Consider the following 26,314-nt stretch of genomic DNA (forward strand, 5'->3'; position numbering starts at 1 on the left):
ACTAAACCGTCCAGACGGTATAGTTATTTCAGGACGGTGATGATATGAGTAAGGACGACAAAGAAAAAATCCCCAAGCGGATGCTTATTATTCTCGCTGCCATAGAGGTTATGCGTGAGCTGGGCGGAGAGCAATTGACGCTGGAGCTGGTTGCCAAGCGGGCCGGAGTCAGTAAAGGCGGCTTGCTTTACCATTTTCCGGCTAAAGAAGCGCTGGTTAACGGCGTTGTGGAGGCGTTGACGAACAGCTTTGAGAGCGGTTTGGAAAAACGGATTGGTGCGGATCAAATCCGCAGCGGGAGATGGAGCAGGGCTTATATTGAATCCACTTTCGACGACGCCGGTGTCGGCAATGATATAGGGGCAGTGCTTGCTTCAGCGCTTTTTCTCAACCCGGAATCCTTGAACGGAATTCGCAGCGCTTATACGGAATGGCAGCGGAATATTGAAAATGACGGAATAGACCCCGTACAATCGACCATTGCCAGACTAGCTGCCGACGGCTTATGGTTTGCGGAGATGTTCAGCCTTGCCCCTCCGGACAAAGAATTGAAGCAGCGGGTACGTGAGGCTTTGCTGCAGCTTACAAAGGAGGGCAACTAATGGCTTATTTACTGCTGGCGGTATCCATTGCCAGTGAATTGCTGGGAACATCGATGCTGAAAGCTTCCCAAGGCTTTACACGGCTGGTTCCGTCTATTGTGACAGTGGTTGCATTCGTATGTTCGTTCTATTTCTTGTCGATCTCGCTGAAGTCCATTCCCTTGAATACAGCGTATGCCATCTGGTCAGGGCTTGGTACTGTAATTACAGTAGTTGTGTCAGTCATAATCTGGAAGGAAAAGATTAATACCGCAAGCATCATCGGCATCGCCCTCATCATCATTGGCGTGGTTGTGCTGAATTTGCTGGGTCCGGGACACGGGGCTTCTGAAGATCAGCAATCTAGTAATATGCATTCTGCGGCTGCTCGTAAGTAGCCTCTTTTTTTCGCAACCATCTACATGTCCACTGCATATGTAAAATATTTACATAGAGTATGTTGTATTTATATTTTACAGAATGGAGTGATAGTAATGGGTTTTTATGTTCAAAATAACACCCCTAACCCCATATGGGTTGCTGTCGGCTACTATGATCCTAATTGTAGTCCTACCACTTATGTTAAACAGGGCTGGTATCGGATAGTACCAGGTAGACGTTCACTCATTGTGTCAGGATCTGCCGCCAATCAAAGATTCTATTTCTACGGGCATGACAATTTCGGTAATATTTGGGGCGGTAATTTCAACACCTATATTCCAGATTCAGTTTTCAAGATGTGCTGGGTAGAAAGATGCCAGGGCACAGGCTGTAACAGGGTGGGGTTTGATGAAAGAGTTGTCGGCAATTTCCAAAACTACACAGTAAACTTTATCAATGAAAACCAAGGTGCATCTAGAGCAAAAAATACTGTAGTATCGAAAAAAGGAACTCCTAGATTCAAATTAGGCAGGTTCAGCATTAAGAAGACACCTGGGAAGTTAGGCAAGTTAGGCAGAGTAGTTAGACCGTTACGCGGTAGATAGGAAGGGAAAATGAATCCGAATTCAGAAGCGGCTCGCAGGAATAGCATCTGCGGGCCGCTTTTGAAACTGAAATCCTATACATACGTCGACAATCTTAATATATCATGATATATTATTATGTATAATCGTGAAAAATCAGAGTCAGGAGATAGTGAAAGTCATGAACGAACCGACTTCTTCCAAGCCGATGTATGAGAAAATATTTGACGAAGTGAAGGAGAGCATCTTGACTCAAGCCTACCGGCTTGGAGAGCGCGTCCCTTCTGAGAAAGAGCTTGCCGAAACCTATAATGTAAGCCGCATTACCAGCAAAAAAGCGCTAGAGCTGCTCGCCGCGGAGCATCTGATCGTCCGCAAGCCGGGCAGGGGCTCCTTTGTGGCCGATCCAGCGGTCGAATCCCAGGAACTGCCGACTGCAGCAGGTACCGGGAGGACTGCAATCAATACAGAAGAAAAGACGATTGGGCTGATTATAACCGACTTCGGCAACAGCTACGGGACCGGACTGATTTATGGAATGGAGCAGGCCTCCCGCGATAATGACTGTTTCCTGGTCCTGCGGAGGACCTTCGGTATTCCTGAGAATGAAGAGCAATCTATCCAGAAGCTGCTCAATCTTGGCGTGGATGGGCTCATCATTTTCCCGGCTCAGGGTGAATATTTTAATGCTGAAATTCTCAAGCTGGTCATTGGCCGTTTCCCGCTGGTCCTGGTGGACCGGCATTTGAAGGGGGTTGCCGCCGCATCGATCAGCTCGGATAATCTCCAGGCTGCACTTGAAGCCACCGAATATTTGTTCGATCTGGGGCATACGCATATATCGTTTTTGTCACCTCCTCCGGTAGATACAACAGCCGTTGAAGACCGGATTGAAGGCTTCATTCAGGCTCACGCCCAGAGGGGAATTATGGTAGATAAGGAACTGTGGGTCAGTGACCTGACTTCGACACTGCCGAAGTTTTTTAACCCGGATAATATTGAAAGGGACATAGCGCGCCTGATCTCTCATTTGGAAACCCACCCTTCCATTACCGCACTATTTGCCATTGAGTATAATATTGCCCTGCTCGCCAAGACTGCAGTAGAACGCCTGGGGCTGCGAATTCCTGAAGACATTTCAATAATTTGCTTCGACAGTCCGCCCACCCATCTCGGCGGCGGCTATTCCTTCACCCATATGCGCCAGAATGAAGAAGAGATGGGCCGGATTGCTGTGGAAAATGTGCTGAGTCTTATGAACGGGCAGCCCGTACCTAATAAAGTAATGCTGGAGGCGAAGCTGATCCCCGGCAGCTCGACCGGACCGGCAGCCCTTAAAAAAAGACATTAGCCAGAGAACCCATTCCAGCGAATGGGTTTTTTTATGGATACAATATTGAGAAAAGAGGGATGTCCGGTGAGTCAAACTGTATTGATCGTGGATGACGAGCGCGAGGTCGTCGATTTGCTGAAATTGTATATAGAGAACGAAGGATACAATGTGCTGGAGGCGTTTGACGGAAAAGAAGCGCTGGAGCTGGCCCGCAAGCATGCCATACATCTAATTGTGCTTGATATCATGATGCCTGACTGCGACGGGCTTCAGGTGGTTAAGGAGCTGCGCCAATCTCTGTCCGTGCCCGTGATCTTCCTGTCCGCGCGGGTGCAGGATCATGATAAGATTCTGGGGCTTAATCTCGGAGCTGACGACTATATGACCAAGCCTTTTAACCCGCTGGAGGTGGTCGCGCGCATACAGGCGCAGCTTAGAAGATATCAATATCTGCATACAGAGTGTGCTGTGGTCTCCGAGGTGCTAGAGATCGGGAGCCTGATGCTGGACAAAGCCGGCTGCCAGCTGCACAAGAACGGCCGGTTAATTACACTGACGTCCATTGAGTATAAATTACTGCTTCATTTCATGGAGAACCCGGGGCGTGTATTTACCAAACGCCAGTTGTTGGACCGTGTCTGGCAGCAGTGGTTTGGGGACGACAACACTCTCCTGGTGTACATAAGCAAGCTGCGTGACAAAATTGAGGATGACCCCAGAAAGCCGGTCTACTTAACCACGATCCGGGGCCTGGGCTACCGGTTTGAAAAGAAATGATGAAGGCAGAGCGCAAAAAAACAGGAATAAGGGAAATGCTGCGCATCCATTATTGCTTGCTGGTCGTAATGATCAGCATCATCGGAGTGCTTAGCATTGCTTACGCGTCCGAAGGTTCCGACAGGAGCTATGCCTCTACGGAAATGCTGGTGACAAGAGCGCAGGATTTGGCCGATGCCGAGCGGGATTCCGCGAAGATGGAAGTGTTGGTTCAGAATATTCTGAAGGTTCACGGGTGGGTTGAACTGCTGGATGCGGACAAGCAGGTTATCCATTACATCGGCACGCCCCTGGACCAATCCACACCCGAGGCACAGCGCCTGGCTGAAGAGCCGGAGCATGCCCCTTATATCAGCTCGGAAGCCTCTTTTTTACGAAAAGGACTGCTGTATATCTATACCGTAAAAATACCTGTAGACCAACTGGAAGTAAGCATATGGGACCAGCAGAGTGCCAGGGAACGTGACAAGCAGATTCAACAGTACAAGGTCCTGGCTGTGCTGGGATTCATTCTGCTCTCGACCGTGGTCATTATAGTCTACAGCAGATGGACCGCAAGAAAAATAAGCCATCCGCTCAGCACCATAGCCCGGGGTATTAATCTGCTGAAGACGGGAGACTACACGATCCGCCTGAACCACAAGCTGGAGGGCGAGTTTCTGCAAATCGGCAATACTTTAAATGATATGGCTGAGAAACTGGAAGAGGCCGGAGCGCTTAAGGTGCGGATGGAAAAGGACCGGCAGAGAATGCTGGCGGATATTGCCCATGACCTGAAGACACCGATCTCAACCTTATACGGTTATGCCAAAGCGCTGCATGAAGGGATGGTCAAAGATGAAGTTAAGCAGCAAAGCTATCTGCTGTCCATCTACACGAAAGCCAAAAGGGTAGACGCCCTGCTGAATACATTGTTCGATATGACGCAGTTGGATCATCCTGATTACATGCCTGACAAACAGGTACAGGACCTGGGAGAGTGTATGCGTGAAGCGATTCTGGACCATTTCTCCGAAATGGAGGAAAAGGACATCCAGCTGGAGGTACGTATTCCCGATACCGAGGTGAGCTGCGCTTTTGACCGGAAGCAGATGGGCCGTGTCTTCAGCAATCTGCTGTCCAATGCGGTGCGTTACAACCCGGCCGGCACCAGGCTGCGGGTGTCACTGGAGACTCACGCGGACGGACTACTTCTGGAATTTGCCGATAATGGAATTGGAATACCGGAGCATTTGCGCAGCGTGATTTTCGATCCGTTCGTCAGAGGCGACAAAGCAAGGTCCAATGAGGGAGGAACGGGCCTCGGGCTGGCGATCGCCTACAAAATTGTCAGCCTGCATCAAGGTTCCCTGCAGCTGCTTGGCACAGCGGAGGAATGCACAATCTTCCGCATCCGCCTGCCATATTTTTAAGATTACATTAAGTTTCGGTTTAGAGTAGGGAAAGTCTGCTCTGTTATGCTGTGAATGTACGGTCATGATTAACAGGCCTATTCTTACTTTTAAAGGAGATGATGTTATCTTGTTCAAGCGGCTTCTTACAACCGTAACCGTAATTTCCTGCTTGACCTTAACCCTGCAGGCAGCCGCCGCAGAGAATTCCAGCTCTGTGCTCACCGGAGGGGTCGCCGCCCCCGCGCCAAAGCATCCTTTTCCGGAGCATGAATCTTACCAGAGTGGCACTATTAAGCCTAACCATGTATCCCAAGGCCAGCTGGATAATGACGTGCGCAAGAAATACGATGAATGGAAAGCCCGGTATTTGGTGCAGCCTCCGAAGCAATCCGGCCAATACTATGTGTATTACAACCTGGAGAAGCAAGCCTCTCCCGCCAATGCCGTTTCCTGTTCGGAGGGTCATGGCTACGGGATGTTGATTACATCTCTGATGGCAGGTTATGACCCCCTTGCCAAGGATTATTTTGACGGGCTATACCGGTTCTACAAAGCACATCCAAGCGTGAACAATCCGGCATTGATGGCCTGGCAGCAGATCAAAACCGCTCAAGGAGATGTTATCGACACCCCCCCGTCTGACAGTGATGACGGCAGCCGTTCGGCTACAGACGGTGATATGGATATCGCTTACGCCTTGCTGCTTGCAGACAAGCAATGGGGCAGCAGCAGCCAGATTAATTATCTGGGGGAAGCCAAGGCCGTCATTTCCGCCATCATGGAGCAAGATGTGAATCCGCAGAAATGGAGCTTGAAATTCGGTGACTGGGTGGATAATAATGATCCCGATTATGCCCTTGCCACCCGCCCCTCTGACTTTATGCTGGGCCACCTGCGGGCTTTTGGGAAGGCATCGGGGAATGGGGACTGGACAAAGGTAGCTGATAACACTTATAAAATTATCCAAACCATTTCCACTAAATATAGTCCCGCAACCGGTCTTCTCCCGGACTTTGTAGTCTTTAAGAACGGCGCCTATGCTCCTTCGCCCCCCTATTTACTGGAGACCGAGAGAGACGGCTTCTTCAGCTGGAATGCTGCCCGGGTACCCTGGAGAGTTCCGGTTGATTATCTGCTGACAGGAGATACACGGGCGCTGAACCAGACCCGGTTGACAAACGCCTGGATTTCCAAAAAGACAAATAATGATCCCGGAAAAATTGTGGCCGGCTACAAATTGAACGGCACTCCGCTGGATGACGAAGATCCCGCAATCGCGTTCTCCGCACCGTTTGCCGTTAGCGCGATGGTGGACGCCAGCAATCAGACATGGCTGAATGCCCTTTGGAATAGCCTTGTCACTGCTCCAACAGCTGCTAACGCCTACTATGGCAACAGCATCCGCTTGCTCTGCATGATCACCGTCTCCGGGAACTGGTGGGACCCTACGGATGCCCGCAATTAAGCGTTTAAGGGTTTAACTTCAGATTGAACAGGGATGTTTCCTTCAGCAGTAATAAGATGACTTCTGTATCCAACAGAGTCATCTTTTTTAATGCCATTCTATATTGATATATCATTGCTCCAAAAATATTGATTGACATATTAATTACATACCAATATACTATTTAATGTAAGCGCTTAATAAAACATAAAAAAGGGAGGGTATCTCTGCTGAATACCTCAAAAGAAATACCTCATTCCATGCAGCGGCTGTCCGCGCGGGTCAGAGAGGCGCTGCCGGACCGGCCGAAGCTGGCAGACATGTTCGGGGAATGTTTGGCGAACACCTGGAATACAACAATCAAACGCAATCTGGATGGAACAACTTTTGTAATTACCGGGGATATACCTGCCATGTGGCTCAGGGATTCCGCCGCTCAGGTCAGGCCTTTTCTGATACTGGCCGCTGAAGATGAAGAAATAGCAGATATGATCGAAGGATTGGTGAAGCACCAGTTTGCTTGCATCGAATTAGATCCTTACGCGAACGCCTTTAACCAAGAGGCGAACGGCCAGGGGCACCAGCAGGACCTGACGGACATGAACCCGTGGATTTGGGAGCGGAAATACGAAATTGACTCCTTGTGTTATCCTATCCAGCTCAGCTATCTGCTGTGGAAGAACACCGGGCGGATTACTCAGTTCGATGATGCTTTTGTAAAGGGAGTCTGGCGGATCATCGGGCTGTGGACCACGGAACAGCATCATGAACGTGACTCCGCTTATACCTTTCAGCGAACGGATTGTCCACCCACCGATACCCTGGTCCGTGAAGGTAAGGGCAGCAAGACCTCCTATACGGGAATGACTTGGTCCGGCTTTCGTCCGAGCGATGATGCCTGCGACTATGGCTATCTGGTTCCGGCTAATATGTTCGCCGTCGTTGTCCTGCGGTATGTATGCGAAATTGCCGGAGAGGTGCTGAAGAACCCGGAGCTTGCGGCAGCTGCACAATATCTGCTGGAGGAGATCGATGGAGGCATACGCCAATATGGGCTTATAGACCATCCTGAATATGGAACTATGTATGCCTATGAGACGGATGGATTGGGCAGCGTGAACCTGATGGACGATGCGAATGTTCCAAGTCTGCTGGCCAGTCCTTATCTGGGCTACACTTCCGCTGATGATCCCTATTATATGAATACCCGCAGGTTTATTTTGAGCAAAAGCAATCCTTATTACTATTCAGGAACTGCAGCAGCAGGTGTTGGCAGTCCCCACACACCCAGCCGGTATATCTGGCCTATTGCTTTGGCGGTGCAGGGAATGACATCGGGGAGTGCAGAAGAACGGCAATCCATGCTTGATCTGCTCGAACATTCCGATGCCGGGACCGGATATATGCATGAATCCTTTCACGCAGACCACCCCGGCGAGTATACCCGCCCCTGGTTCTCTTGGGCCAATATGATGTTCTGTGAGCTGGTGCTGATGTGCTGCGGGATTGAAGTCAAGCGAAGTTGAAGGAATGGGCAACAAGGACATACCAAATAGTGTAAGGGGGATACAACAATGAAAAAATGGTTGATTACAGCGCTTTCTTTGGCTATGCTCTCTGCCCTGGCAGCCGGATGCGGCGGGAATTCGGACAATTCCGGAACACCTGCAGCCGGAAACAGCGGAACAGACGCAGGAGGTAAAAGCGGAAAAAAAACAGAGCTCACCTTCTGGGGAGACTGGGGCGGGGAAGGCCAGAAGCAGTTCGAGACCATGGTCGACGCCTTTAACAAATCCCAGGATAAGATTCATGTGAAATACGTGCTGCAGCAGGATATGATCACAAAGTTCCTCACGGCAGCCACGAATGGCGGCGCCCCCGACGTGCTGTTCTGGGACCGCTGGCGGACCTCGCTCTACGCTCCCAAAAATGTGCTGCATCCTGTAGATGAATATCTAACACGGGACGGCGTCTCCAAAGATGATTTTTACAGTGAATCACTGACGGAGCTGTCCTATAACGATAAATTATACGGCCTCCCGCTTACAGTAGATGCACGAGCACTGTTCTATAATAAGAAGCTGCTGGCCGAAGCCGGGCTTCAGCCCCCGACAAATTGGGATGAGCTGGAAACCGCAGCCGCAAAGATGACCAAATGGAAGGGCGACAAGCTTGAAGTCGCCGGATTCTCGATGGCCGACCTGGGTCTGTTCAATATGTATCTCCAGCAGGCTGGCGGCACCATGCTGACCGAAGACGGAAAGACCAACTTCAATAATGACAAAGGCAGGCAGGTGCTGGAATTCTGGGACCGCTTAATGAACAAAGACAAGGTATACAAGGTTGGCTTTGAGCTGGGGCTTGGAGAAGGGCAGGATGCCTTCGTTACCGGCAAGGTTGCCATGCTCTACTCCGGTCCATGGATGCTGAGTACCTACAATAAATATGGCAAAGACCTTGATTACGGCATTGTTCCGCCACCAGCGGGTCCGAACGGCGACAAAGGCAGTGTAATGGGCGGCTTTGGCCTCGTTATTCCTGAAGGCTCCAAGCATCATGATGAGGCATGGGAATTCATTAAATGGTGGACAGCGAGCAAGGACAACGCTTTGCTCTGGGCCAAGACCAGCCTCAATCTGCCGGGCTTCAAGCCTTCCATGGAGGACCCGTTCTTCCAGAACGATCCGCTGTGGAAACCATTCTTGGAAACGCTGGAATTTGCCAAGGTCCGCCCTTCGCATCCCGGCTACTCTGTAATGGAAACGGATGCGCTCGCACCTAATCTCCAGTTGAACCAGCAGAACAAGCTGAGTATTGAGGATACCCTGAAGAAAGCCCAGGAGCAGGGGGACAAAATGCTCAAAGCTAACGAAGTTGTAAAGTAGACGGATGCTAACAGCAGGGGGCATAACCCCCTGCTGCCATGGAGTCTTGCCGCATGATGAAGGGGGGAAGTTAAATGGCTTCCATGAGAAAGGTAGAAAGACACCAGGCGCGGACAGCATATTTGTTCATCACACCAACGGTGCTGCTGTTCGCAGTATTTACAATCATACCTGTTGTGATGGCCTTATATTTAAGCTTTACCAACTATGATGTGCTAAGCAGTAATGATTGGATCGGTTTAGACAACTACCGGCGGCTGATCGATGATGATCTGCTGTGGAAGACATTCCGCAATGTCTTTCTGTATTCGGTGATTTTTGTCCCGCTGAATATTCTGATTTCGTTGCTGCTGGGGCTGCTGCTAAGCCGGGCGTGGCGCGGGGTCAAGCTGTTCCGTACCTTCTATTATCTGCCAACGCTGACTTCAGCCGTTGCAGCGGCAACGGTATGGATCTGGCTGCTGCATCCGGAATTCGGGCTGGTCAACGGACTGCTCTCCTATGTAGGCATTACCGGACCCGCCTGGCTGTCCGAGACGAGAACCGCCATGCTGTCAATCGTTATGCTGACCCTGTGGCAGTCCGTCGGCTCCAATATGATTATTTATCTGGCCGGTCTGCAGGGAGTGCCGGATTATCTGTATGAATCGGCGCGGCTCGACGGTGCGGGTAAGCTGGACTGCTTCCGGTTTATCACCTGGCCGCAGCTCCGGCCAACCACCTTCCTGGTCAGCACTATGGCCATTATCGGTGCGCTGCAGCTGTTTGACCAGGCATTTGTCCTGACACAGGGCGGTCCGGCGAATGTCACCAAAACGCCGGTCTATCTGATCTATCAGCAGGGCTTCAACCAGCTGCAGATGGGATATGCTTCGGCGCAGGCTTTTGTGCTGGCCATGGCTATTCTGGTGTTCTCACTGATCAACATGCGGATATCCAAAGCCGAAGAACCGGTCGTATGAGCAGCATAGCCCGGAAAAAGGAGGTATACAGCCATGGGTGTTACCGGCGGCTCCGCACTGAAGCGGGGCTTTAACAAATCTGTGTATTATATCGTGTGTATTCTTATCGCTATCGCTATGTTCCTGCCGTTCTACTGGAGTGTGCTGACATCACTGAAGCCGGATGATGAGATTTTCGCTATGCCCATTAAGTGGTTTCCGGATCATTTAACCTTTGAGCATTACCGCAAAGCCTTTACAACCGTACCTTTTGCGCTATATTTCTGGAATTCGCTTGTCCTGGCGGTAGCTGGTGTACTGGCTAATCTATTCTTCGGCTCGCTCAGCGGCTATGCCTTTGCGAAGCTGAAGTTCAGACTGAATAAGCCCATCTTCCGCGTGCTGCTGGCAGCGATGATGATTCCCGGCATCGTAACCATGATTCCGACGGTATATGTCATGCGCCATATTCCGTTTGCCGGCGGCAATGACTTCTTTGGCAGCGGCGGGAATGGCCTAATGAACTCATTTTGGGGCATTATTTTGCCGGGTGCATCCGGGACCTTTGCGGTATTCTTCATGCGCCAATTTTTTCTTACCCTGCCCAGCGACATGATGGAAATGGCCCGGATCGAGGGCTGTAGGGAATTTATGATCTTTTGGCGCATTTATCTGCCCTTGACCAAGCCGGCTCTGGCTACGTTAAGCATTTTCACCTTTCAGGCAGGCTGGAATGGTTTCCTCTGGCCGATGATCGTACTGAATGACCCGGATAAGGCGACCATCCAAATGGGGCTGCAGGCCTTTTCCTATAATTTCCAGACCGATTACGGGCCGATGATGGCGGGTGCGCTGGTGGCGATTCTACCAATACTGGTGCTGTTTCTGGCTTTGCAGCGTTACTTCGTTCAGGGCATTGCGTTCAGCGGTATCAAAGGGTAAGTGGTTGCTGGCTATAGATTATCAGATACGGGGAGAGAGAGCCTTATGAAGCATTTGAAGCTTGAAGCTGGGTTATGGGAGGAACGGGCAGAGGAAGCGCAGGAAGCGCTGGACCATTTCTTCTGGAATGAAACCATTGGCATGTATAACATCGAAACGCCTTGCCCAGACGGGGAGTGCAACATTGTATTCCATTACTGGTGGATGGCCCATGCTGTGGATGTATTGGTGGATGGACTCTTGCGGGCAAAAAACGGACGTTACGAAGCACGCCTCGCCTCGCTGTATGATGGCCTTCTGCGCCGCAATGGCGGAGTATGGCCGAATGAGCTCTATGATGATATGGAGTGGATGGCCTTGGCCTGGCTTCGTGCCTATCAGGCAACCGGGGAGACACGCTACAAGGAGACAGCGCTGCTGTTGTGGCAGGATATCAAGACAGGCTGGAATAACCACATGGAAGGGGGGATTGCCTGGCAAAAATCACAGCTGGATTACAAAAACACCCCGGCCAACGCACCAGCTGCCATTTTAGCCGCCCGGCTGTATCAGTCATTCGCCGAACCGCAGGATCTGGAATGGGCAGAGAATATTTTCAATTGGCAAAAGCGCCATCTCGTAGACCCGGAGACTGGTTTTGTCTGGGATGGTATGAACCGTGAGGGTGACGGCTCAATCGATAAGGATTGGAAATACACCTACAATCAAGGGGTATATATCGGTGCGGCCATCGAGTTATACCGGATTAAGGGGCAGGCTGTTTACCTTGAAGCTGCCCGGCAGACCTTCGCCACAGCCGTCCGGGAGCTGGCCGATCCGCAGTCCGGTGTCTTGCCGGAAGAAGGTAATGGGGACGGGGGACTGTTCAAGGGTATTCTGGTCCGCTATGCTGCGGAATTGGCGAAGGCTGATCCGGATGCAAGCGAAGCGGCTGCCTTTCTGCGGCAAAATGCTGAATTGCTCTGGGAGAGAGGAAAGGGAGCAGAGGGCGCCCTGTTTGGTACGGACTGGAGCCATCCACCCTCCGGCATTGTGCAGCTCAGCTCTCAGCTCAGCGGCATTAAGCTGCTGGAACGGATGGCTGGGCTGAGCAGAATGGCTGGTAAATAAGTTATACCGGAATTTCCGCAGCCACGACCAGAACCAATTCGGTATTTGTAGTGTTTGTATACCACTCATCCTGACACAAGAGGTGATCTGATGGGCACTTCCGCAGAAGCGGCAACGGAGGCGGATTGGAAGACGCGTGCAGACTGGTTCCAGCACAGTCTCCGGAAGTATTTTTTTAATGAAAAAACCGGAATTATGAATCAATGGTTCCCCAAGGAGTACAACCGGCCGGGTGACAACTTTTACTATTGGTGGCATGCTCACGTGCTCGATGTTCTTGTAGATGCATATGAGCGTACCGGAGATCCTGCGATAGTGGTCCAGATCCGGGAATACAGCTCTTGTCTGCGTGCCAATAACGGCGGGACCTTCCTCCATAATTATTATGATGATATGGAATGGACGGCGCTTGCACTGCTGCGGGCATACCAGGCTACCGGTGAAGAGGAGTACAAGACCGCCGTATTGGAGCTTTGGGCGGATATTCAAACCGCGTGGAATGACCATTTCGGCGGAGGAATGGCCTGGAAGAAGGATCAGCTGGATTACAAGAACACCCCGGCGAATGCGCCTGCCGCCATTCTGGCTGCCCGTTTGTATGGCCTGCGGCGGAATCCGGAGGATTTGGAGTGGGCGGTCCGTATTTACGAATGGAATCAGACGCATCTGGTTGACCCGGATACCGGGCGGGTATGGGATGGCATCAACCGGCTGGGGGACGGCAGGATCGATTATGATTGGGAATTCACTTACTGCCAGGGCGTATTTCTGGGCGCAGGCGCGGAATTATTCCGGGTAACAGGGGAGCAGAAATATGCCGGGGACGCTCTGCTTACGGCCAGAAGCTGCATTAAGCGCCTGTGCCATCCGGAAACTTTATTGCTGCCGGATGAAGGCATTGATGACACGGGTTTGTTCAAAGGAATTCTGATCCGTTATTTCGTTCTGCTGGAGAAGCAGTTACCCGGAGCAGTTTCCATCCGTGAGATTATACTGGCGAATGCCGATGCTTTATGGACAAAAGGGCTGGACCACCCGATGGGGCTGTGCGGCCCCTCTTGGGAACACAAGCCCGTGCTGCCGGTTCAGCTTAGCGTGCAGCTCAGCGGACTGATGCTGCTTGAAGGTGCAGCCGTTATCTAAGATTTGCCACATCACGAGCACACAGACTTGCGTCTTGCTTTGGAAATGAATCCAGGGAGATGATGTGATGGGGAACAGAGTAAACGGCAGGGTCGGATTCGGATTGAGATGCTTGCTGGCTTTCCTACTAGTCTGGCCATTAATAATGGATGCTTTCACTGTGCCGCAGGCTTCAGCGCTAAACAACGGTCTGGCACAGACACCGCCGATGGGCTGGAACAGCTGGAACTATTACGCTTGCAATGTGGATGAGAACAAGATTAAGGAAGCGGCAGATCTGCTGGTCAGCACGGGAATGAAGGATGCCGGCTATAAATATGTCGTGATTGACGACTGCTGGCAGACCGGCCGCGATGCGAACGGCACTATTCTGGCCGATCCGGTCAAATTCCCCAGCGGGATGAAGGCGCTTGCGGATTATATTCACAGCAAGGGTCTGCTGTTCGGGCTGTATACAGACGCAGGTTATACCACCTGTGCAGGAAGGCCAGGGATGTACAACCACGAGGTTCAGGATGCTCTTACATTCGCCTCCTGGGATGTGGACTATGTGAAGGTGGACTGGTGTGATAACGGAGGGATGGACCCGCAGACGAGGTATACGCTGATCCGGGATGCGCTTTTGAACTCCGGGCGCGATATCCTGTTCAGTATCTGCAACTGGGGCATCAACAAACCTTGGGTATGGGGCGCGGCCACAGGGAATATGTGGCGTACTACAGATGATATCTTTGATTTCTGGCAGCGGGTGACCTGGATTATCGATCAGAACTATCCGCTCGCCAACTTTGCCGGACCGGGCAGGTGGAATGATCCCGATATGCTGATGGTAGGCAATTATGGAACAGGTGCTGTGTTTGGGGAGGGAATGACGGATACCGAATACCGCTCCCACTTTTCCATGTGGGCGATTATGGCTGCGCCGCTGATTGCCGGGAACAATCTCTCCAGTATGACCGCATATACCCGGGCTACGCTGATGAATTCTGAGGTGATTGCTATAGATCAGGACCCGCTCGGCAGACAAGGCGTACTGGTCAGCGATGTGGACGGCAAACAGGTATATTCCAAGCTGCTGCAGACACCGGGCACCAGGGCTGTTGTCCTGTTCAACCGGTCGGAAACCGCTGCCTCCATGACCGTAAACTTCACCAGTCTGGGGCTGGGCTCATCAGCTGCTGTCCGGGACTTGTGGCAGAAGTCGAACCTGGGCACCTACAGCGGCAGCTATTCGGCAACCGTTCCCGCACATGGCACAGTGATGCTGAAGCTGACCGGCACGGAAGCAACGACGAGTCCAGTAGTTTCCGGGAAAACCTACCGGATTATTCCCAAATCAACCGGTCTATCGGCGGCAGTCGAAGCTTCTTCGACACAAAATGGAGCCAAGGTGCTGCAATGGGATTACGGCATCTCACAAAATGACAAATGGACCGTAACCGCGACTACCGGAGGATTTTATAAACTAATGAATGTGAACAGCGGCAAAGCGCTGGCCGTAGAGAACGGGGATCTCCAGAATAACGCAAAAGTCCTTCAATGGGATTATGGCACAACAGGCAATGATCAGTGGCAGATTCAAGGCATCGGACAGGGTTATTACAAGATCATTAACAAGCTCTCCGGCAAATCCCTCAACGTGGCGGATAACTCGCTGATCAGCGGTGGCGGATTCATTCAATGGACCTATGGGGCAGAGGACAATATGACCTTCCAGCTGGTAGAGACCGATGTGACCTATGAAGCGGAATCGGCTGTGCTGCATTCTCTCTCCACGGAGTCTACTCATCAGGGGTATACGGGTAAAGGCTACATCTCGGGCTGGAACGCAAACGGCAAATGGGTGGACTTCAACGTCATTGCTGATACGGCCGGTGTCTATAACCTGACCTTCCGTTATTCAGGCGGAGCGGGGACAGCAGGGCGTTATCTGTATGTCAACGGGGCAGGGGTTGTCAATAATGTGGTTTTTAATGGGACGGGGGGATGGAATTCTTATAACAACGTCACTATTCCAAATGTTACTCTGAACAGCGGCAGCAACACGATTTCATTAATCTACGATACCAGCAAAGGAAGTACGAACTATCTGAATCTCGATCATCTGAAAGTATCCCGCTGATAAATGAAAGGGGAAATGAATGTGATCATCTGGAAAAAGCTGTGTTCCGCCGCTTTACCCGCTGTGCTGGCTTTATCCCTGCTGGCTCCTGGCGGGAGTCCGAAGGCGGAGGCCTTCACTGCTACGAACGCCGATGATGCCATGGCGGCTCTGGTGAATGTATTCTACGATTCGTCTGCGAAATACTTCTATGTCAACAGCGACCATCAAATTCATTCCGAACATGCGCATGGGCCGGATGGAGGCCTATATACGGATTTCTGGTGGGAAGCCCAGCTGTGGGAAACGGTCATGGATGCATTTGAACGCACGAACAGTCCGGTCTACCGGACGATGATCGACGATATCTATGCCGGCTTCAACAACAAGTATCCTGATATGATGGCGAACCCCTTCAATGACGATCTGGGCTGGTGGGCACTGGCCTGCATGCGGGCTTACGAACTAACCGGAACGACCGAGTATCTGAACCGCGGCAGCTTCCTGTTCGGCCAGATCTATTCAGAATGGGACACGGCTTATGGCGGAGGAATTTGGTGGAGAAGGGACGCACATACGCCGGGTCAGGCGAACGCCCAGAAAAACATGGCAACGAACGCCCCCATGGTCATGACTGCCGTCAAGCTCCGCAATGCCTATAATGATCCTGCCTATCTGGCCAAAGCCACACAAATCTACGACTGGACCAAGTCAACCCTGGTGAACGGCAGCAAGGTCAACGATCATATCGAAGGCACCGGCAGCGGCCTGGTCAAGGATTGGGACTTCACTTATAATTACGGAACATTTCTGGGGGCTGCCGTCTCCTTGTACCAGGCTACAGGAACCGCTTCCTACCTAACTGATGCCAATACTTCGGCGCAATATGTTGTGAACAAAATGGTATCCGCTCAAAGTCTCATGTATGAAGGGGAAAATGATGCAGCCGGCTTCAAAATGATCTTCGTCCGCAATCTGAACCGTCTGAGGGTCCAAGGCGGACAATCGCAATATTTAAGTTTTCTTCAGCAAAACGCGACGCAAGCCTGGAATCACCGCCGGGCTTCCGATCAGATCATCGGCAGCGACTGGCTCCGTCCGACGGGTATGTCCTATGTGCAAAGTCTGGCTGCGGCTGCGGGCGCTTCCATTCTGCAGATTGTGCCGGCTGACGGTTACAGCGGCTATATTGCCGGCAATGGGGCATATGAAGCTGAGAATGCGCAGCGGACCCTGGCCCCCGGCGGGGGTATGATGAATGAGAGCACCAACGCCGGCTTTACCGGAAGAGGATACGTGGGAGGGTGGAACACCAGCGGAACATCAATCGACTTTTATGTTAACCAGAATACAGCGGGCACCAAAACAGTGACCTTCCGTTATGCCGCTGCCGCCGGCAATGCCTCGCGTTATGTAAAAGTGAACGGGGTTGTGGTCTCGGCCAATCTGGTGTTCAGTTCAACCTCCAGTTGGGGAACTTACGGAACAGTATCGGTAACGATACCGCTGAATGCAGGCTCTAATACCATTCAACTGGGATATGACAGCACACTGGGCAATTCGAATTATCTGAATGTGGATTTGCTGAGCGGTCTGTAAATATAGCAGACTCTCGAACAATGGGGTTAGAAGCGCATGAGGGTGACTTGGGTCTGAAAACAGGCTCTGAGTCACCCTCTTTTGTCAGTGCCTAATTTATTACAGCCACCAATGCAGCAGATCCGGCCGCTATAATTCTCTCAATCAGGCTGATATCTGCATGACCTTCATAATATACAAGGGTTAGCTGCCGTGTTTCTTCGCTGCCAATAGTATAGGAACTGACGTTTGCTAAGGCCCGGAGTTGATGCCCATCAGGACAACCGGTGTTTCCAGCATGAAATCATTCAGTATAAAAAAATCAGCGTTGACGGCATATTGTTCCTTAATGCTGTTAATGAACTCTAAGACAATCCTCTCTTTAGAACAAAAATAGTTGCTAGAAGGGTTCCCTTGAATGAGAAAGGGTATGCACGTTTTTGCATGGAATCCCCTATCTTTTCAGTAGAAATGCGTATCTTAATTATTCTGCATTAAATCTATAATAAGTATGTATTGCAGCAAAATTCCACACAATCTGAAGGAGGCAAATAATGCGCAATAAGTATTTTCTATGGCTGGTCATCGGGGCCCTGATGATTACAAGCTTGTTTATGGGTGTAGGTTCATTCACTCCCGCTTCAGCAGCCGGAGGCCCCAACCTGACGCTCGGCAAAAGCATCACTGCAAGCGGACAATCCCAGATCTACAGCGAGGACAATGTTAAGGACAGCAATCAGGCTACGTATTGGGAAAGCACGAACAACGCATTTCCGCAATGGCTGCAGGTGGATCTGGGCACCGCCACGAGTATTGATCAAATTGTACTTAAGCTTCCGGCAGGCTGGGAAGCACGGACACAGACGCTTGCGGTTCAGGGCAGCACGAACGGGACGGCATTCACAACCTTAGTCGGCAGTGCCGATTACAGCTTCAGCCCTTCCGTTCAGAATAACACCGTAACGATCAGCTTCAATGCAGCAGACACCCGTTATGTGCGCCTGAACTTCACAGGCAACACAGTCTGGCCGGCGGCACAGGTGGCTGAATTTGAAATTTACGGCACCAGCGGCACCACGCCGACCCCGACGTCTGCCGCCACTTCTACCCCCGGCCCAACAGGTACCTATCAGGCTGAATCTGCTGCACTCTCCGGCGGGGCGAAGGTGAACACGGATCATACAGGATTCGCAGGAACGGGATTTGTAGACGGCTACTGGACACAGGGCGCATCCACGACCTTCACAGTCAACGTCCCGGCTGCCGGAACCCGGGAGGTAACACTGAAATATGGCAATGCCAATGGGAATGCGAGCACAATCAGCGTCTACGTTAACTGCATAAAAATCCGCCAGTCCACCCTTCCTTCCTTAGCCAATTGGGACACATGGGGGAATAAGGCGGAAGCGCTTACTCTAAATGCGGGCAATAATACGATTGCCTACAAATACGATTCCGGCGATTCCGCCAATATCAATCTGGATCAAATCACGGTTGAGACGTCAGGTTCACCTTCGGCAACTCCAAGTGTGACTCCAACACCGACTGCGACCGTGACACCAACACCAGTCCCTACAGCGACTCCTACACCAACATCAACACCAACTCCTACAGCAACTGATGCACCGACTCCTGCACCAACAGCCACGGCTACACCTGTTCCAGGCAGCAACATCGCCATCGGCAAATCCATAACCGCGTCTTCCAGCATACAATCCTTTGTGGCTGCGAGTGCGAATGACAACAGCACAAGCACATACTGGGAAGGAAACGGCAATCCCAACACATTGACACTGGATCTTGGCGCCGATCACAATATTAGCTCTATCGTGCTGAAGCTGAATCCGGCAACGGAATGGAGCACGCGTACACAAACCATTCAAGTGCTTGGCCAGAACCAGGGTACATCAGCATTCAGCAATCTGGTATCGGCGCAACCCTATACCTTTAATCCATCGACAGGGAATTCGGTTACTATACCGGTTGCAGCAACAGTCAAACGACTGCAGCTGAACATTACATCCAACTCCGGTGCTCCATCCGGGCAAATCGCCGAGTTCCAGGTCTTCGGTTCTCCCGCGCCGAACCCGGATTTGACGGTTACAGGGATGACCTGGTCTCCGGCCTCTCCGGTTGAGACCAGTGCGATTACACTAAATGCTGTCGTGAAGAACAGCGGAAATGCTGCTTCCGGGGCAACCACCGTCAACTTCTATCTGGGCAGTGAACTTGCCGGTTCGGCTCCGGTAGGCGCACTTGCTGCAGGCGGGTCCGTTACAGTCTCATTGAACGCAGGAACAAAATACGCTGCCTCCTATGCGCTTAGTGTCAAGGTGGATGAGAACAACACCGTTATCGAGCAGAATGACAGCAACAACAGCTACACTAATCCGTCGAACCTTGTAGTTGCACCTGTTGCAAGCTCTGATCTGATTGGGGTCGCATCCTGGACGCCAGCTGCTCCAGTGGCGGGCAATACACTCGGATTTACAGTGAATCTCAAAAATCAGGGAACCGTCGCATCAACCAATGGTGCCCATGGCATTACAGTCGTGCTCAAAAATACGGCCGGATCAACCATACAGACCTTCAGCGGGTCCTACAGCGGAGTCATTGCTGCAGGTGCATCGGTCAATATCTCCATTCCGGGTACATGGACAGCAGGAAACGGAAATTATACTGTAACCGCCACTGTAGCTGCAGATGCCAATGAGCTTCCTGCCAAACAGGCCAACAACGTTAACACGTCAAATCTGGTTGTGTATGCGCAGCGTGGAGCAAGCGTTCCTTACAGCCGGTACGACACGGATGACGCTGTGCGCGGAGGCGCATCCGCATTGAAGTCTGCACCGAATTTCGATCAGTCACAGATTGCCTCGGAAGCTTCCGGCCAGCGCTATATCGCACTTCCTTCGAACGGCTCCTATGCCCAGTGGACTGTAAGACACGGCCAAGGCGGGGCAGGGGTAACCATGAGATTTACGATGCCGGACGCTGCGGATGGCATGGGCCTGAACGGTTCCCTCGACGCTTATGTCAATGGCGTCAAGGTCAAGACCATATCCCTGACCTCATATTACAGCTGGCAGTACTTCTCAGGAGACCAGCCCGGAGATGCGCCGAGTGCAGGGCGCCCGCTGTTCCGGTTCGATGAAGTGCACTGGAAACTGGACACTCCGCTCCAGCCGGGTGACACGATCCGGATCCAGAAGAACAACGGGGACAGTCTGGAATACGGTGTCGACTTCCTTGAGATCGAGCCTGTACCGGCGGCCATAGCCCGCCCGGCCAATTCCGTCTCCATCACCGACCATGGTGCAGTAGCGGACGATGGCCAGGATGATCTTGCAGCGTTTAACGCGGCGGTCACTGCGGCAGTATCTTCCGGCAAAACTCTGTATATTCCTGCAGGAACCTTCAGCCTGAGCAGCATGTGGCAAATCGGCTCGGTCAACAGCATGATCAACAATTTTACGGTTACAGGTGCGGGCTTCTGGCATACGAATCTGCAGTTTACGAACCCTAATGCGGCAGGAGGCGGAATCTCGCTCCGCATTACCGGCAAGCTCGATTTCAGTAATGTGTATATGAATTCAAACCTGCGGTCACGGTACAACCAGAATGCGGTCTACAAAGGATTCATGGATAACTTTGGCAGCAGCTCCATCATTCATGAGGTCTGGGTAGAGCATTTTGAATGCGGTATGTGGGTCGGGGATTACGGTCATACTCCGGCCATCTACGCCAGCGGGCTGGTTGTAGAGAACAGCCGGATCCGCAACAACCTCGCGGACGGCATCAACTTCTCGCAAGGTACCAGCAACTCTATCGTCCGCAACAGCAATGTGCGCAATAATGGAGATGACGGGCTTGCTGTGTGGCCGAGCAATACGTTTGGCGCACCGGATGGTGTGAACAATACTTTCTCATACAACACCATCGAGAATAACTGGCGGGCGGGAGGCATTGCCTTTTTCGGAGGAAGCGGGCACAAGGCGGATCATAACTATATTATCGACACCGTAGGCGGCTCAGGTATCCGTTTGAACACTACTTTTCCGGGGGCCCATTTCAATAACAATACCGGCATTCTGTTCTCGGACACAACCATTATCAATAGCGGAACCAGCCAGGACTTGTATAACGGAGAGCGGGGAGCCATTGATCTTGAAGCTTCCGCCGACCCGATCAAGAATGTAACGTTTACCAACATCGATATCATCAATACCCAGCGGGATGCCATCCAGTTCGGATATGGCGGCGGATTCAGCAACATCGTGTTCAATAATATTACCATTAACGGCACGGGGCTGGACGGAGTGACCACCTCACGCTTCTCGGGAGCGCACAAAGGTGCGGCAATTTACACCTATACCGGCAACGGGGCTGCCACCTTCAACAACCTGACCACCAGCAACATTGCCTATCCTGACCTGTATTACATCCAGAGCGGCTTTGGATTAACCATTCAATAGAAATAGCGGAAGGGAGGGGCTTTTACAGCTTCTTCCTTTTTATGTTGTGTGATCTGCTCTGCGGGTATATCATACAGGTAATAGAACATAAGGAAGGTGAGACTCATGGGGCAGCATCCTTCAACCTCGCAAACCGCAATATTGAAACAAAAGTACACCGAACTCTACCCTCAAGCAGAAGCGCTGGTAAATGCCTGGGACCCGATTGGACTTATTGGGGGAGGGGCGCCTCCAGATGAATATGACTGTATCACCGTTCAACTGTTGGAACTGCTTGATCAGGGAAAAAATGCCGCCGAAATCTATGAATTTATCCTTCAGGAACTCTATGATCATTTTGGAATGGGACTAAATTCGGTAAAGGAAGAAAATTTGGGATCATACATCAAGAAGCATAAAGACTTCAGTTCGGAGATCGTACATTGGTACGAAGAACTGAAATTTACCGTTGATCTGGACTAACCCTGAAATGTTCGAATCAGTACATAAGGACCAAAACCGCTGCGTGCGGTGATTGGTCCTTTTTTGTTGTTGATTGCTTTACAGCCTGAACCACACAGCAGGAATGACTAAAATTTGCTGTTTTTTGGCACACTTAAATCACGGCTTGCTGCCCTAGCCATCTTGGCAAAACTATAAGTTAAGGAATGAGCATAATGTGGTCAACTATTGTATCCTATATCCCCGGATGGATCATATTTATGCAGGCTGCAATTACTTTGCTCTGTCCGCTGGGAATTTATTTTATATACAAAAAACTGTATACATTCGTAAGCACGGCGGGACCCAAATTGAATAACAGCGTTCAACCCGTTGCTGAATCCACAGCGGACAGCCTGGTCAGCGGGCAGTACGAAGCGGATTTGTCGTATGTTCAGCAGGCAATTGGCGGGAACAGTGATGTGAATTTTCGTGAATTTATGGTACAGGGGTATGAGCTCCGGGCTGTACTTGTCTTTGTTAACGGTATGCAGGATGAAGAATCGATCAACAAGCATGTCATGCATCAGCTTATGTTCGGAAACAGCGGGATGAAGGAGGAGGGGCAAGATTCCCGGGAAACCTTAACCCTGTCCGCCCTAAAAGCAAACCTGCTGCCGCTCACAGAGCTTGAGGAGGTTAAAGAGCTGGACAAGCTCCAGGAGCGGATTCTTTTCGGCTATACGGCATTACTGATTGAAGGGATATCCGCAGGACTTCTGGTTGGACATCCCAACGGGTCTATCCGTGCGATTACGGAACCGACTTCAGAGGCACTGCTTCGCGGACCAAGAATCGCTTTTTCGGAAGTGTTAAGTGAAAATACTTCTATGCTGCGCAGACAAGGCTTGAATAAGAACCTGGAAATGAAGGTATACGAGGTGGGCAGTCTTGTAAAACGCAAGCTGGTCATTGCGTATATGAAGGATATCGTCAACCCCGATTTACTGGAGGAAGTCAAGACGAGAGTATCCAGGATCGATATGGATTTTATTGCCGAATCGGGTTATGTGGAACAATTGATAGAGGATAACGTTCTGAGCCCTTTCCAGCAAATACAAAATACCGAGCGGCCTGACCGGGTAATTAACGCCTTGCTTGAAGGCCGGGTTGCTCTGCTTCTGGAAGGGACACCATTTGCACTGATTGTGCCTGTGACCTTCAGTATGCTGCTTCAATCACCGGAGGATTACTTTGAGCGGTGGCTGCCTGGAACATTGCTGCGGCTGCTGAGATTTTTCGCTGCATTTATGGCGCTGATGGCACCGGCTTTGTATATTTCCTTTATCTCTTTTCATCCCGGATTGATTCCGACCGAGCTGGTGATCAGCATCATCGAGACCCGCCAGGGGGTGCCTTTTCCTTCTGTTATTGAAGTTCTGATTCTGGAAGTATCCATTGAAATCCTGCGCGAAGCGGGAATCCGGCTGCCCAAACCGATCGGACCTGCGATGGGCATTGTAGGCGGTCTGATTATTGGCGATGCCGCAGTAAATGCGGGACTCGTCAGCCCGTTTCTGGTCATTGTGGTAGCGGTCACAGCGATTTCATCCTTTTCGATCCCTATGTACAGTGCCGGCATCACGCTCCGCATTTTAAGGTTTGTTGGCATGATGTTCGCAGCTCTTCTCGGCATGCTTGGCACTATTCTGTTTATTTTACTGATCTTTATCCATTTGACCAAGCTGAAGAGCTTTGGCGTGCCCTATGTCACCCCATTCTCCCCTCTGCGCTTGAGCGACTGGAAGGATCTCTATATTCGCGCACCGCTGCCCTTAATGAAGCGCAGACCTGAAATGATGAAGACTCAGAAGAAAAAACGCCGCACCTAGCCGGAAAACAATAGGAGGAATAGATGTGTTTGAACGCTCAGACCTAAAAATCACATCCACACAGGCTGCTATATTCTTGACAAACACAGTTCTCGGTGCCGGAATATTGACGCTGCCCAGATCGGTTACCGAGACCGCCAAAACTCCGGATGCCTGGATTTCGGTTCTGCTGGGCGGCGGAATTATCATGCTGGTCATCGTGCTGATGGTTAAGCTGAGTCAACAATTCCCCGGGCAAACGGTCTATCAATACTCCAGGCAAATTGCCGGCAGCATTCCAGGGAGCTTCCTTTCCGTGCTGCTGATTGTCTACTTCATCATAATCGCAGGGTTTGAGATTCGGGTATTTGCCGAGATTACCATGTTTTTTTTACTTGAAGGTACTCCTATCTGGGCCATTGTCATCCCGTTTATCTGGGTGGGGGGATATCTGGTCTTCGGAGGGATTAATTCCATTGCCAGAGTGTATCAGATTATTTTTCCGGTCAGCATATTTGTACTTCTGCTGTGCTATCTCTTCAGTGGGAGACTGTTTGATATCAATCATTTGCGCCCGTTTCTAGGTGATGGAATTATGCCTGTCATCAGGGGTCTTAAATCGACAATCCTGGTGTTTACCGGTTGTGAGGTTGTAATGACATTAACAGCATTTATGCAGCACCCTCAGCAAGCCGTCAAAGCTATGTTAGCCGGGATTGGAATTCCGCTGATCTTGTACTTGATTACTGTGGTTATGTCCATTGGCGGACTATCGATAGATTCAGTGATTACAAGCACATGGCCCACGATAGACCTGATCCGCAGCTTTGAAATTTCAGGCTTCTTTTTTGAACGTCTGGAATTCCCGCTGCTCGTCATTTGGATGATGCAGATGTTTTGCAATTTCTGCAGCTTCTTCTTCAACGCATCACTGGGAATCTCCCAGTTGTTTAAACTAAAGATGGCTCCGATTATATTCGGATTGATGCCGCTCATTTTTTTGGCAACCATGATTCCTGTACGCATCAACGATGTATTTGCTCTTGGCGACGCAATCGGGAACATGGGAATTGTCTTGTTTGTCTTGCTTCCTGTTTTGCTGTCTCTGGTTCTTATCGTTAGGAGGAAGGGGTTGAAGCAGAATGTATAGACGCAGATTATTCCCTGCCTTCCTGGCCACAGCACTCCTAATGACAGAGACCGGCTGCTGGAGCAGCAAGGAGATTGAAGATCTGAGCATGTACACGGCGCTAACTATGGACACAGGGCAACCAAGCAAGGTGGAGCAGACCTTTGAGAAAGAGGGAGGAAGCTACTTAAAAGACAACAAAATTACAGTAACGATTGAGATTGTCCCGAAAAAGTCATATGGGAATTCCAATAAAACATCAGATACCGATGCCAAATCACCTAACTATGTCAATATTTCCGAAACAGGCGATTCAGTGCTGGAAATTTTGCGCCAGTTCGCCATTCGTCTGGATCACCCGGTGATTGGACATCACCTGAAGGTTATTGTGATTTCCAAGCAGCTGCTGAAGGAGCAGCGAATACAGAGTTTGATGGATTTTGTGCTTCGGGATAATGACATCCGCCCCAGCAGCTTAATATTAATGAGTGAAGGCCGGGCTGCGGATACGCTCAAAACGAAATATGGCGATGAGATACCGGCCTTTCACATTAGAGGCATGACGCGGAACCGTTTTAGAACCAACAGAATTATGAAGGGCATCGTTATCTCCGAACTGGATGCGCTGATGCATTCCAAAAAAAGCTTTGTCTTGCAAAATATCGTTGAAGCGAATCAGGAAGTGGAGTTCTCTGGCGGAGGGGTGATTAAGGGGGACACCGGCAAATGGGTTGGAAATCTGGATCAGGAGGATACTGAGAGTATTGCGTGGATAATGGGGGATGTAAAAGGAGGAACGCTCAAAACCTACGATCCGGATCATCAGACCGTGACCTATGAGATTAAGTCGGCAAAAAGCAAAATATCGGCAAAAGTGAATAAGGATCATGAGCCGGAGTTTCACGTGAGTATTGAATCCGAGGGGCGGTTAATCGAAAAGTGGAAAAATCCGGGACAATCCTCTAAAAAAGAATATCTTGAAAAAATGCAGGGGATATTCGAAGAAAGGCTCTCTGCCATGATTCAATCGCTTATGCAGAAGATGCAGTCGGAATACAAAGTAGAGGTAGCCGGATTCGGAGAACGGCTAAGTGTGGAAGAGCCGCAGGAATGGAAGAAGCTGAAGGATCATTGGGATGAAACCTTCAGCCGCACTCCAGTCACCTTTGATATTAAGCTTACAATTACAGATTTTGGCTCGTTTATTGAATAATGCAGTGAATAA

20 protein-coding genes are annotated in these 26,314 nt (G+C 50.7%); all 20 read left to right on the forward strand.

The window, feature by feature from the left end; translation table 11 throughout:
• Positions 1 to 44 precede the first annotated feature (44 nt).
• Positions 45 to 602, forward strand: coding sequence for a TetR/AcrR family transcriptional regulator (locus tag PGRAT_RS14990; protein ID WP_025705742.1), 558 nt, complete (start codon positions 45 to 47; stop codon positions 600 to 602).
• Positions 602 to 979 (forward strand): DMT family transporter, encoded by a 378-nt coding sequence (locus PGRAT_RS14995; RefSeq protein ID WP_025705741.1) that lies wholly within the window; start codon positions 602 to 604, stop codon positions 977 to 979. Before PGRAT_RS14990 ends, PGRAT_RS14995 begins: the two co-directional genes overlap by 1 nt.
• A gap of 96 nt (positions 980 to 1,075) precedes the next feature.
• Positions 1,076 to 1,567 (forward strand): DUF1036 domain-containing protein, encoded by a 492-nt coding sequence (locus tag PGRAT_RS15000; protein ID WP_025705740.1) that lies wholly within the window; start codon positions 1,076 to 1,078, stop codon positions 1,565 to 1,567.
• Between the two features lie 160 nt (positions 1,568 to 1,727).
• On the forward strand, positions 1,728 to 2,897 hold the full coding sequence (locus PGRAT_RS15005) for a GntR family transcriptional regulator (protein ID WP_025705739.1): 1,170 nt from the start codon (positions 1,728 to 1,730) through the stop codon (positions 2,895 to 2,897).
• 66 nt (positions 2,898 to 2,963) lie between these two features.
• Positions 2,964 to 3,656, forward strand: a complete 693-nt coding sequence (locus tag PGRAT_RS15010) for a response regulator transcription factor (RefSeq protein WP_025705738.1) — start codon at positions 2,964 to 2,966, stop codon at positions 3,654 to 3,656.
• 35 nt (positions 3,657 to 3,691) lie between these two features.
• Positions 3,692 to 5,068, forward strand: coding sequence for a HAMP domain-containing sensor histidine kinase (locus PGRAT_RS15015; RefSeq protein ID WP_162165080.1), 1,377 nt, complete (start codon positions 3,692 to 3,694; stop codon positions 5,066 to 5,068).
• A 109-nt stretch (positions 5,069 to 5,177) separates the two neighbouring features.
• On the forward strand, positions 5,178 to 6,515 hold the full coding sequence (locus tag PGRAT_RS15020) for a family 8 glycosyl hydrolase (RefSeq protein ID WP_244884024.1): 1,338 nt from the start codon (positions 5,178 to 5,180) through the stop codon (positions 6,513 to 6,515).
• 239 nt (positions 6,516 to 6,754) lie between these two features.
• Positions 6,755 to 8,020: a glycoside hydrolase family 125 protein gene (locus PGRAT_RS15025; protein WP_036705680.1), complete on the forward strand. Its 1,266-nt coding sequence runs from the start codon at positions 6,755 to 6,757 to the stop codon at positions 8,018 to 8,020.
• A gap of 48 nt (positions 8,021 to 8,068) precedes the next feature.
• Positions 8,069 to 9,379: an ABC transporter substrate-binding protein gene (locus tag PGRAT_RS15030; RefSeq protein ID WP_025706674.1), complete on the forward strand. Its 1,311-nt coding sequence runs from the start codon at positions 8,069 to 8,071 to the stop codon at positions 9,377 to 9,379.
• Between the two features lie 74 nt (positions 9,380 to 9,453).
• Entirely contained in the window at positions 9,454 to 10,341 is an 888-nt protein-coding gene (locus tag PGRAT_RS15035; protein ID WP_025706673.1) for a carbohydrate ABC transporter permease, read from the forward strand.
• Positions 10,342 to 10,374: 33 nt separating this feature from the next.
• On the forward strand, positions 10,375 to 11,262 hold the full coding sequence (locus PGRAT_RS15040) for a carbohydrate ABC transporter permease (protein WP_025706672.1): 888 nt from the start codon (positions 10,375 to 10,377) through the stop codon (positions 11,260 to 11,262).
• Between the two features lie 45 nt (positions 11,263 to 11,307).
• The gene (locus PGRAT_RS15045; protein WP_036705678.1) at positions 11,308 to 12,372 is read left to right on the forward strand and encodes a glycoside hydrolase family 76 protein; all 1,065 of its coding nucleotides are present in this window, start codon (positions 11,308 to 11,310) and stop codon (positions 12,370 to 12,372) included.
• Between the two features lie 90 nt (positions 12,373 to 12,462).
• Positions 12,463 to 13,515, forward strand: a complete 1,053-nt coding sequence (locus PGRAT_RS15050; protein ID WP_025706670.1) for a glycoside hydrolase family 76 protein — start codon at positions 12,463 to 12,465, stop codon at positions 13,513 to 13,515.
• A gap of 67 nt (positions 13,516 to 13,582) precedes the next feature.
• On the forward strand, positions 13,583 to 15,637 hold the full coding sequence (locus PGRAT_RS32415; protein WP_025706669.1) for an RICIN domain-containing protein: 2,055 nt from the start codon (positions 13,583 to 13,585) through the stop codon (positions 15,635 to 15,637).
• A 21-nt stretch (positions 15,638 to 15,658) separates the two neighbouring features.
• Positions 15,659 to 17,215, forward strand: coding sequence for a glycoside hydrolase family 76 protein (locus PGRAT_RS15060; RefSeq protein ID WP_025706668.1), 1,557 nt, complete (start codon positions 15,659 to 15,661; stop codon positions 17,213 to 17,215).
• Between the two features lie 533 nt (positions 17,216 to 17,748).
• Positions 17,749 to 21,669 carry a galactose-binding domain-containing protein gene (locus tag PGRAT_RS15065; RefSeq protein WP_042266831.1) on the forward strand — a complete coding sequence of 1,307 codons (3,921 nt, stop codon included), beginning with the start codon at positions 17,749 to 17,751 and terminating at the stop codon, positions 21,667 to 21,669.
• A 105-nt stretch (positions 21,670 to 21,774) separates the two neighbouring features.
• Complete coding sequence (locus tag PGRAT_RS15070) at positions 21,775 to 22,131, forward strand: hypothetical protein (protein ID WP_025703291.1); 357 nt, start codon at positions 21,775 to 21,777, stop codon at positions 22,129 to 22,131.
• 194 nt (positions 22,132 to 22,325) lie between these two features.
• On the forward strand, positions 22,326 to 23,981 hold the full coding sequence (locus PGRAT_RS15075) for a spore germination protein (protein ID WP_025703290.1): 1,656 nt from the start codon (positions 22,326 to 22,328) through the stop codon (positions 23,979 to 23,981).
• 25 nt (positions 23,982 to 24,006) lie between these two features.
• On the forward strand, positions 24,007 to 25,110 hold the full coding sequence (locus PGRAT_RS15080) for a GerAB/ArcD/ProY family transporter (RefSeq protein WP_025703289.1): 1,104 nt from the start codon (positions 24,007 to 24,009) through the stop codon (positions 25,108 to 25,110).
• Positions 25,103 to 26,302 carry a Ger(x)C family spore germination protein gene (locus tag PGRAT_RS15085; protein WP_025703288.1) on the forward strand — a complete coding sequence of 400 codons (1,200 nt, stop codon included), beginning with the start codon at positions 25,103 to 25,105 and terminating at the stop codon, positions 26,300 to 26,302. Before PGRAT_RS15080 ends, PGRAT_RS15085 begins: the two co-directional genes overlap by 8 nt.
• The last annotated feature ends 12 nt before the right edge of the window (positions 26,303 to 26,314 follow it).

The sequence above is a fragment of the Paenibacillus graminis genome (genome assembly GCF_000758705.1).
Taxonomy (GTDB): domain Bacteria; phylum Bacillota; class Bacilli; order Paenibacillales; family Paenibacillaceae; genus Paenibacillus_AQ; species Paenibacillus_AQ graminis.

Coding starts and splice junctions, on each gene's coding strand:
- PGRAT_RS15015 (WP_162165080.1), top strand. CDS start 3,692: ATGCTGCGCATCCATTATTGCTTGCTGGTCGTAATGATCAGCATCATC.
- PGRAT_RS15070 (WP_025703291.1), top strand. CDS start 21,775: ATGGGGCAGCATCCTTCAACCTCGCAAACCGCAATATTGAAACAAAAG.
- PGRAT_RS15035 (WP_025706673.1), top strand. CDS start 9,454: ATGGCTTCCATGAGAAAGGTAGAAAGACACCAGGCGCGGACAGCATAT.
- PGRAT_RS15075 (WP_025703290.1), top strand. CDS start 22,326: ATGTGGTCAACTATTGTATCCTATATCCCCGGATGGATCATATTTATG.
- PGRAT_RS15000 (WP_025705740.1), top strand. CDS start 1,076: ATGGGTTTTTATGTTCAAAATAACACCCCTAACCCCATATGGGTTGCT.
- PGRAT_RS32415 (WP_025706669.1), top strand. CDS start 13,583: ATGGGGAACAGAGTAAACGGCAGGGTCGGATTCGGATTGAGATGCTTG.
- PGRAT_RS15005 (WP_025705739.1), top strand. CDS start 1,728: ATGAACGAACCGACTTCTTCCAAGCCGATGTATGAGAAAATATTTGAC.
- PGRAT_RS15030 (WP_025706674.1), top strand. CDS start 8,069: ATGAAAAAATGGTTGATTACAGCGCTTTCTTTGGCTATGCTCTCTGCC.
- PGRAT_RS14995 (WP_025705741.1), top strand. CDS start 602: ATGGCTTATTTACTGCTGGCGGTATCCATTGCCAGTGAATTGCTGGGA.
- PGRAT_RS15050 (WP_025706670.1), top strand. CDS start 12,463: ATGGGCACTTCCGCAGAAGCGGCAACGGAGGCGGATTGGAAGACGCGT.
- PGRAT_RS15085 (WP_025703288.1), top strand. CDS start 25,103: ATGTATAGACGCAGATTATTCCCTGCCTTCCTGGCCACAGCACTCCTA.
- PGRAT_RS15065 (WP_042266831.1), top strand. CDS start 17,749: ATGCGCAATAAGTATTTTCTATGGCTGGTCATCGGGGCCCTGATGATT.
- PGRAT_RS15045 (WP_036705678.1), top strand. CDS start 11,308: ATGAAGCATTTGAAGCTTGAAGCTGGGTTATGGGAGGAACGGGCAGAG.
- PGRAT_RS15025 (WP_036705680.1), top strand. CDS start 6,755: ATGCAGCGGCTGTCCGCGCGGGTCAGAGAGGCGCTGCCGGACCGGCCG.
- PGRAT_RS14990 (WP_025705742.1), top strand. CDS start 45: ATGAGTAAGGACGACAAAGAAAAAATCCCCAAGCGGATGCTTATTATT.
- PGRAT_RS15040 (WP_025706672.1), top strand. CDS start 10,375: ATGGGTGTTACCGGCGGCTCCGCACTGAAGCGGGGCTTTAACAAATCT.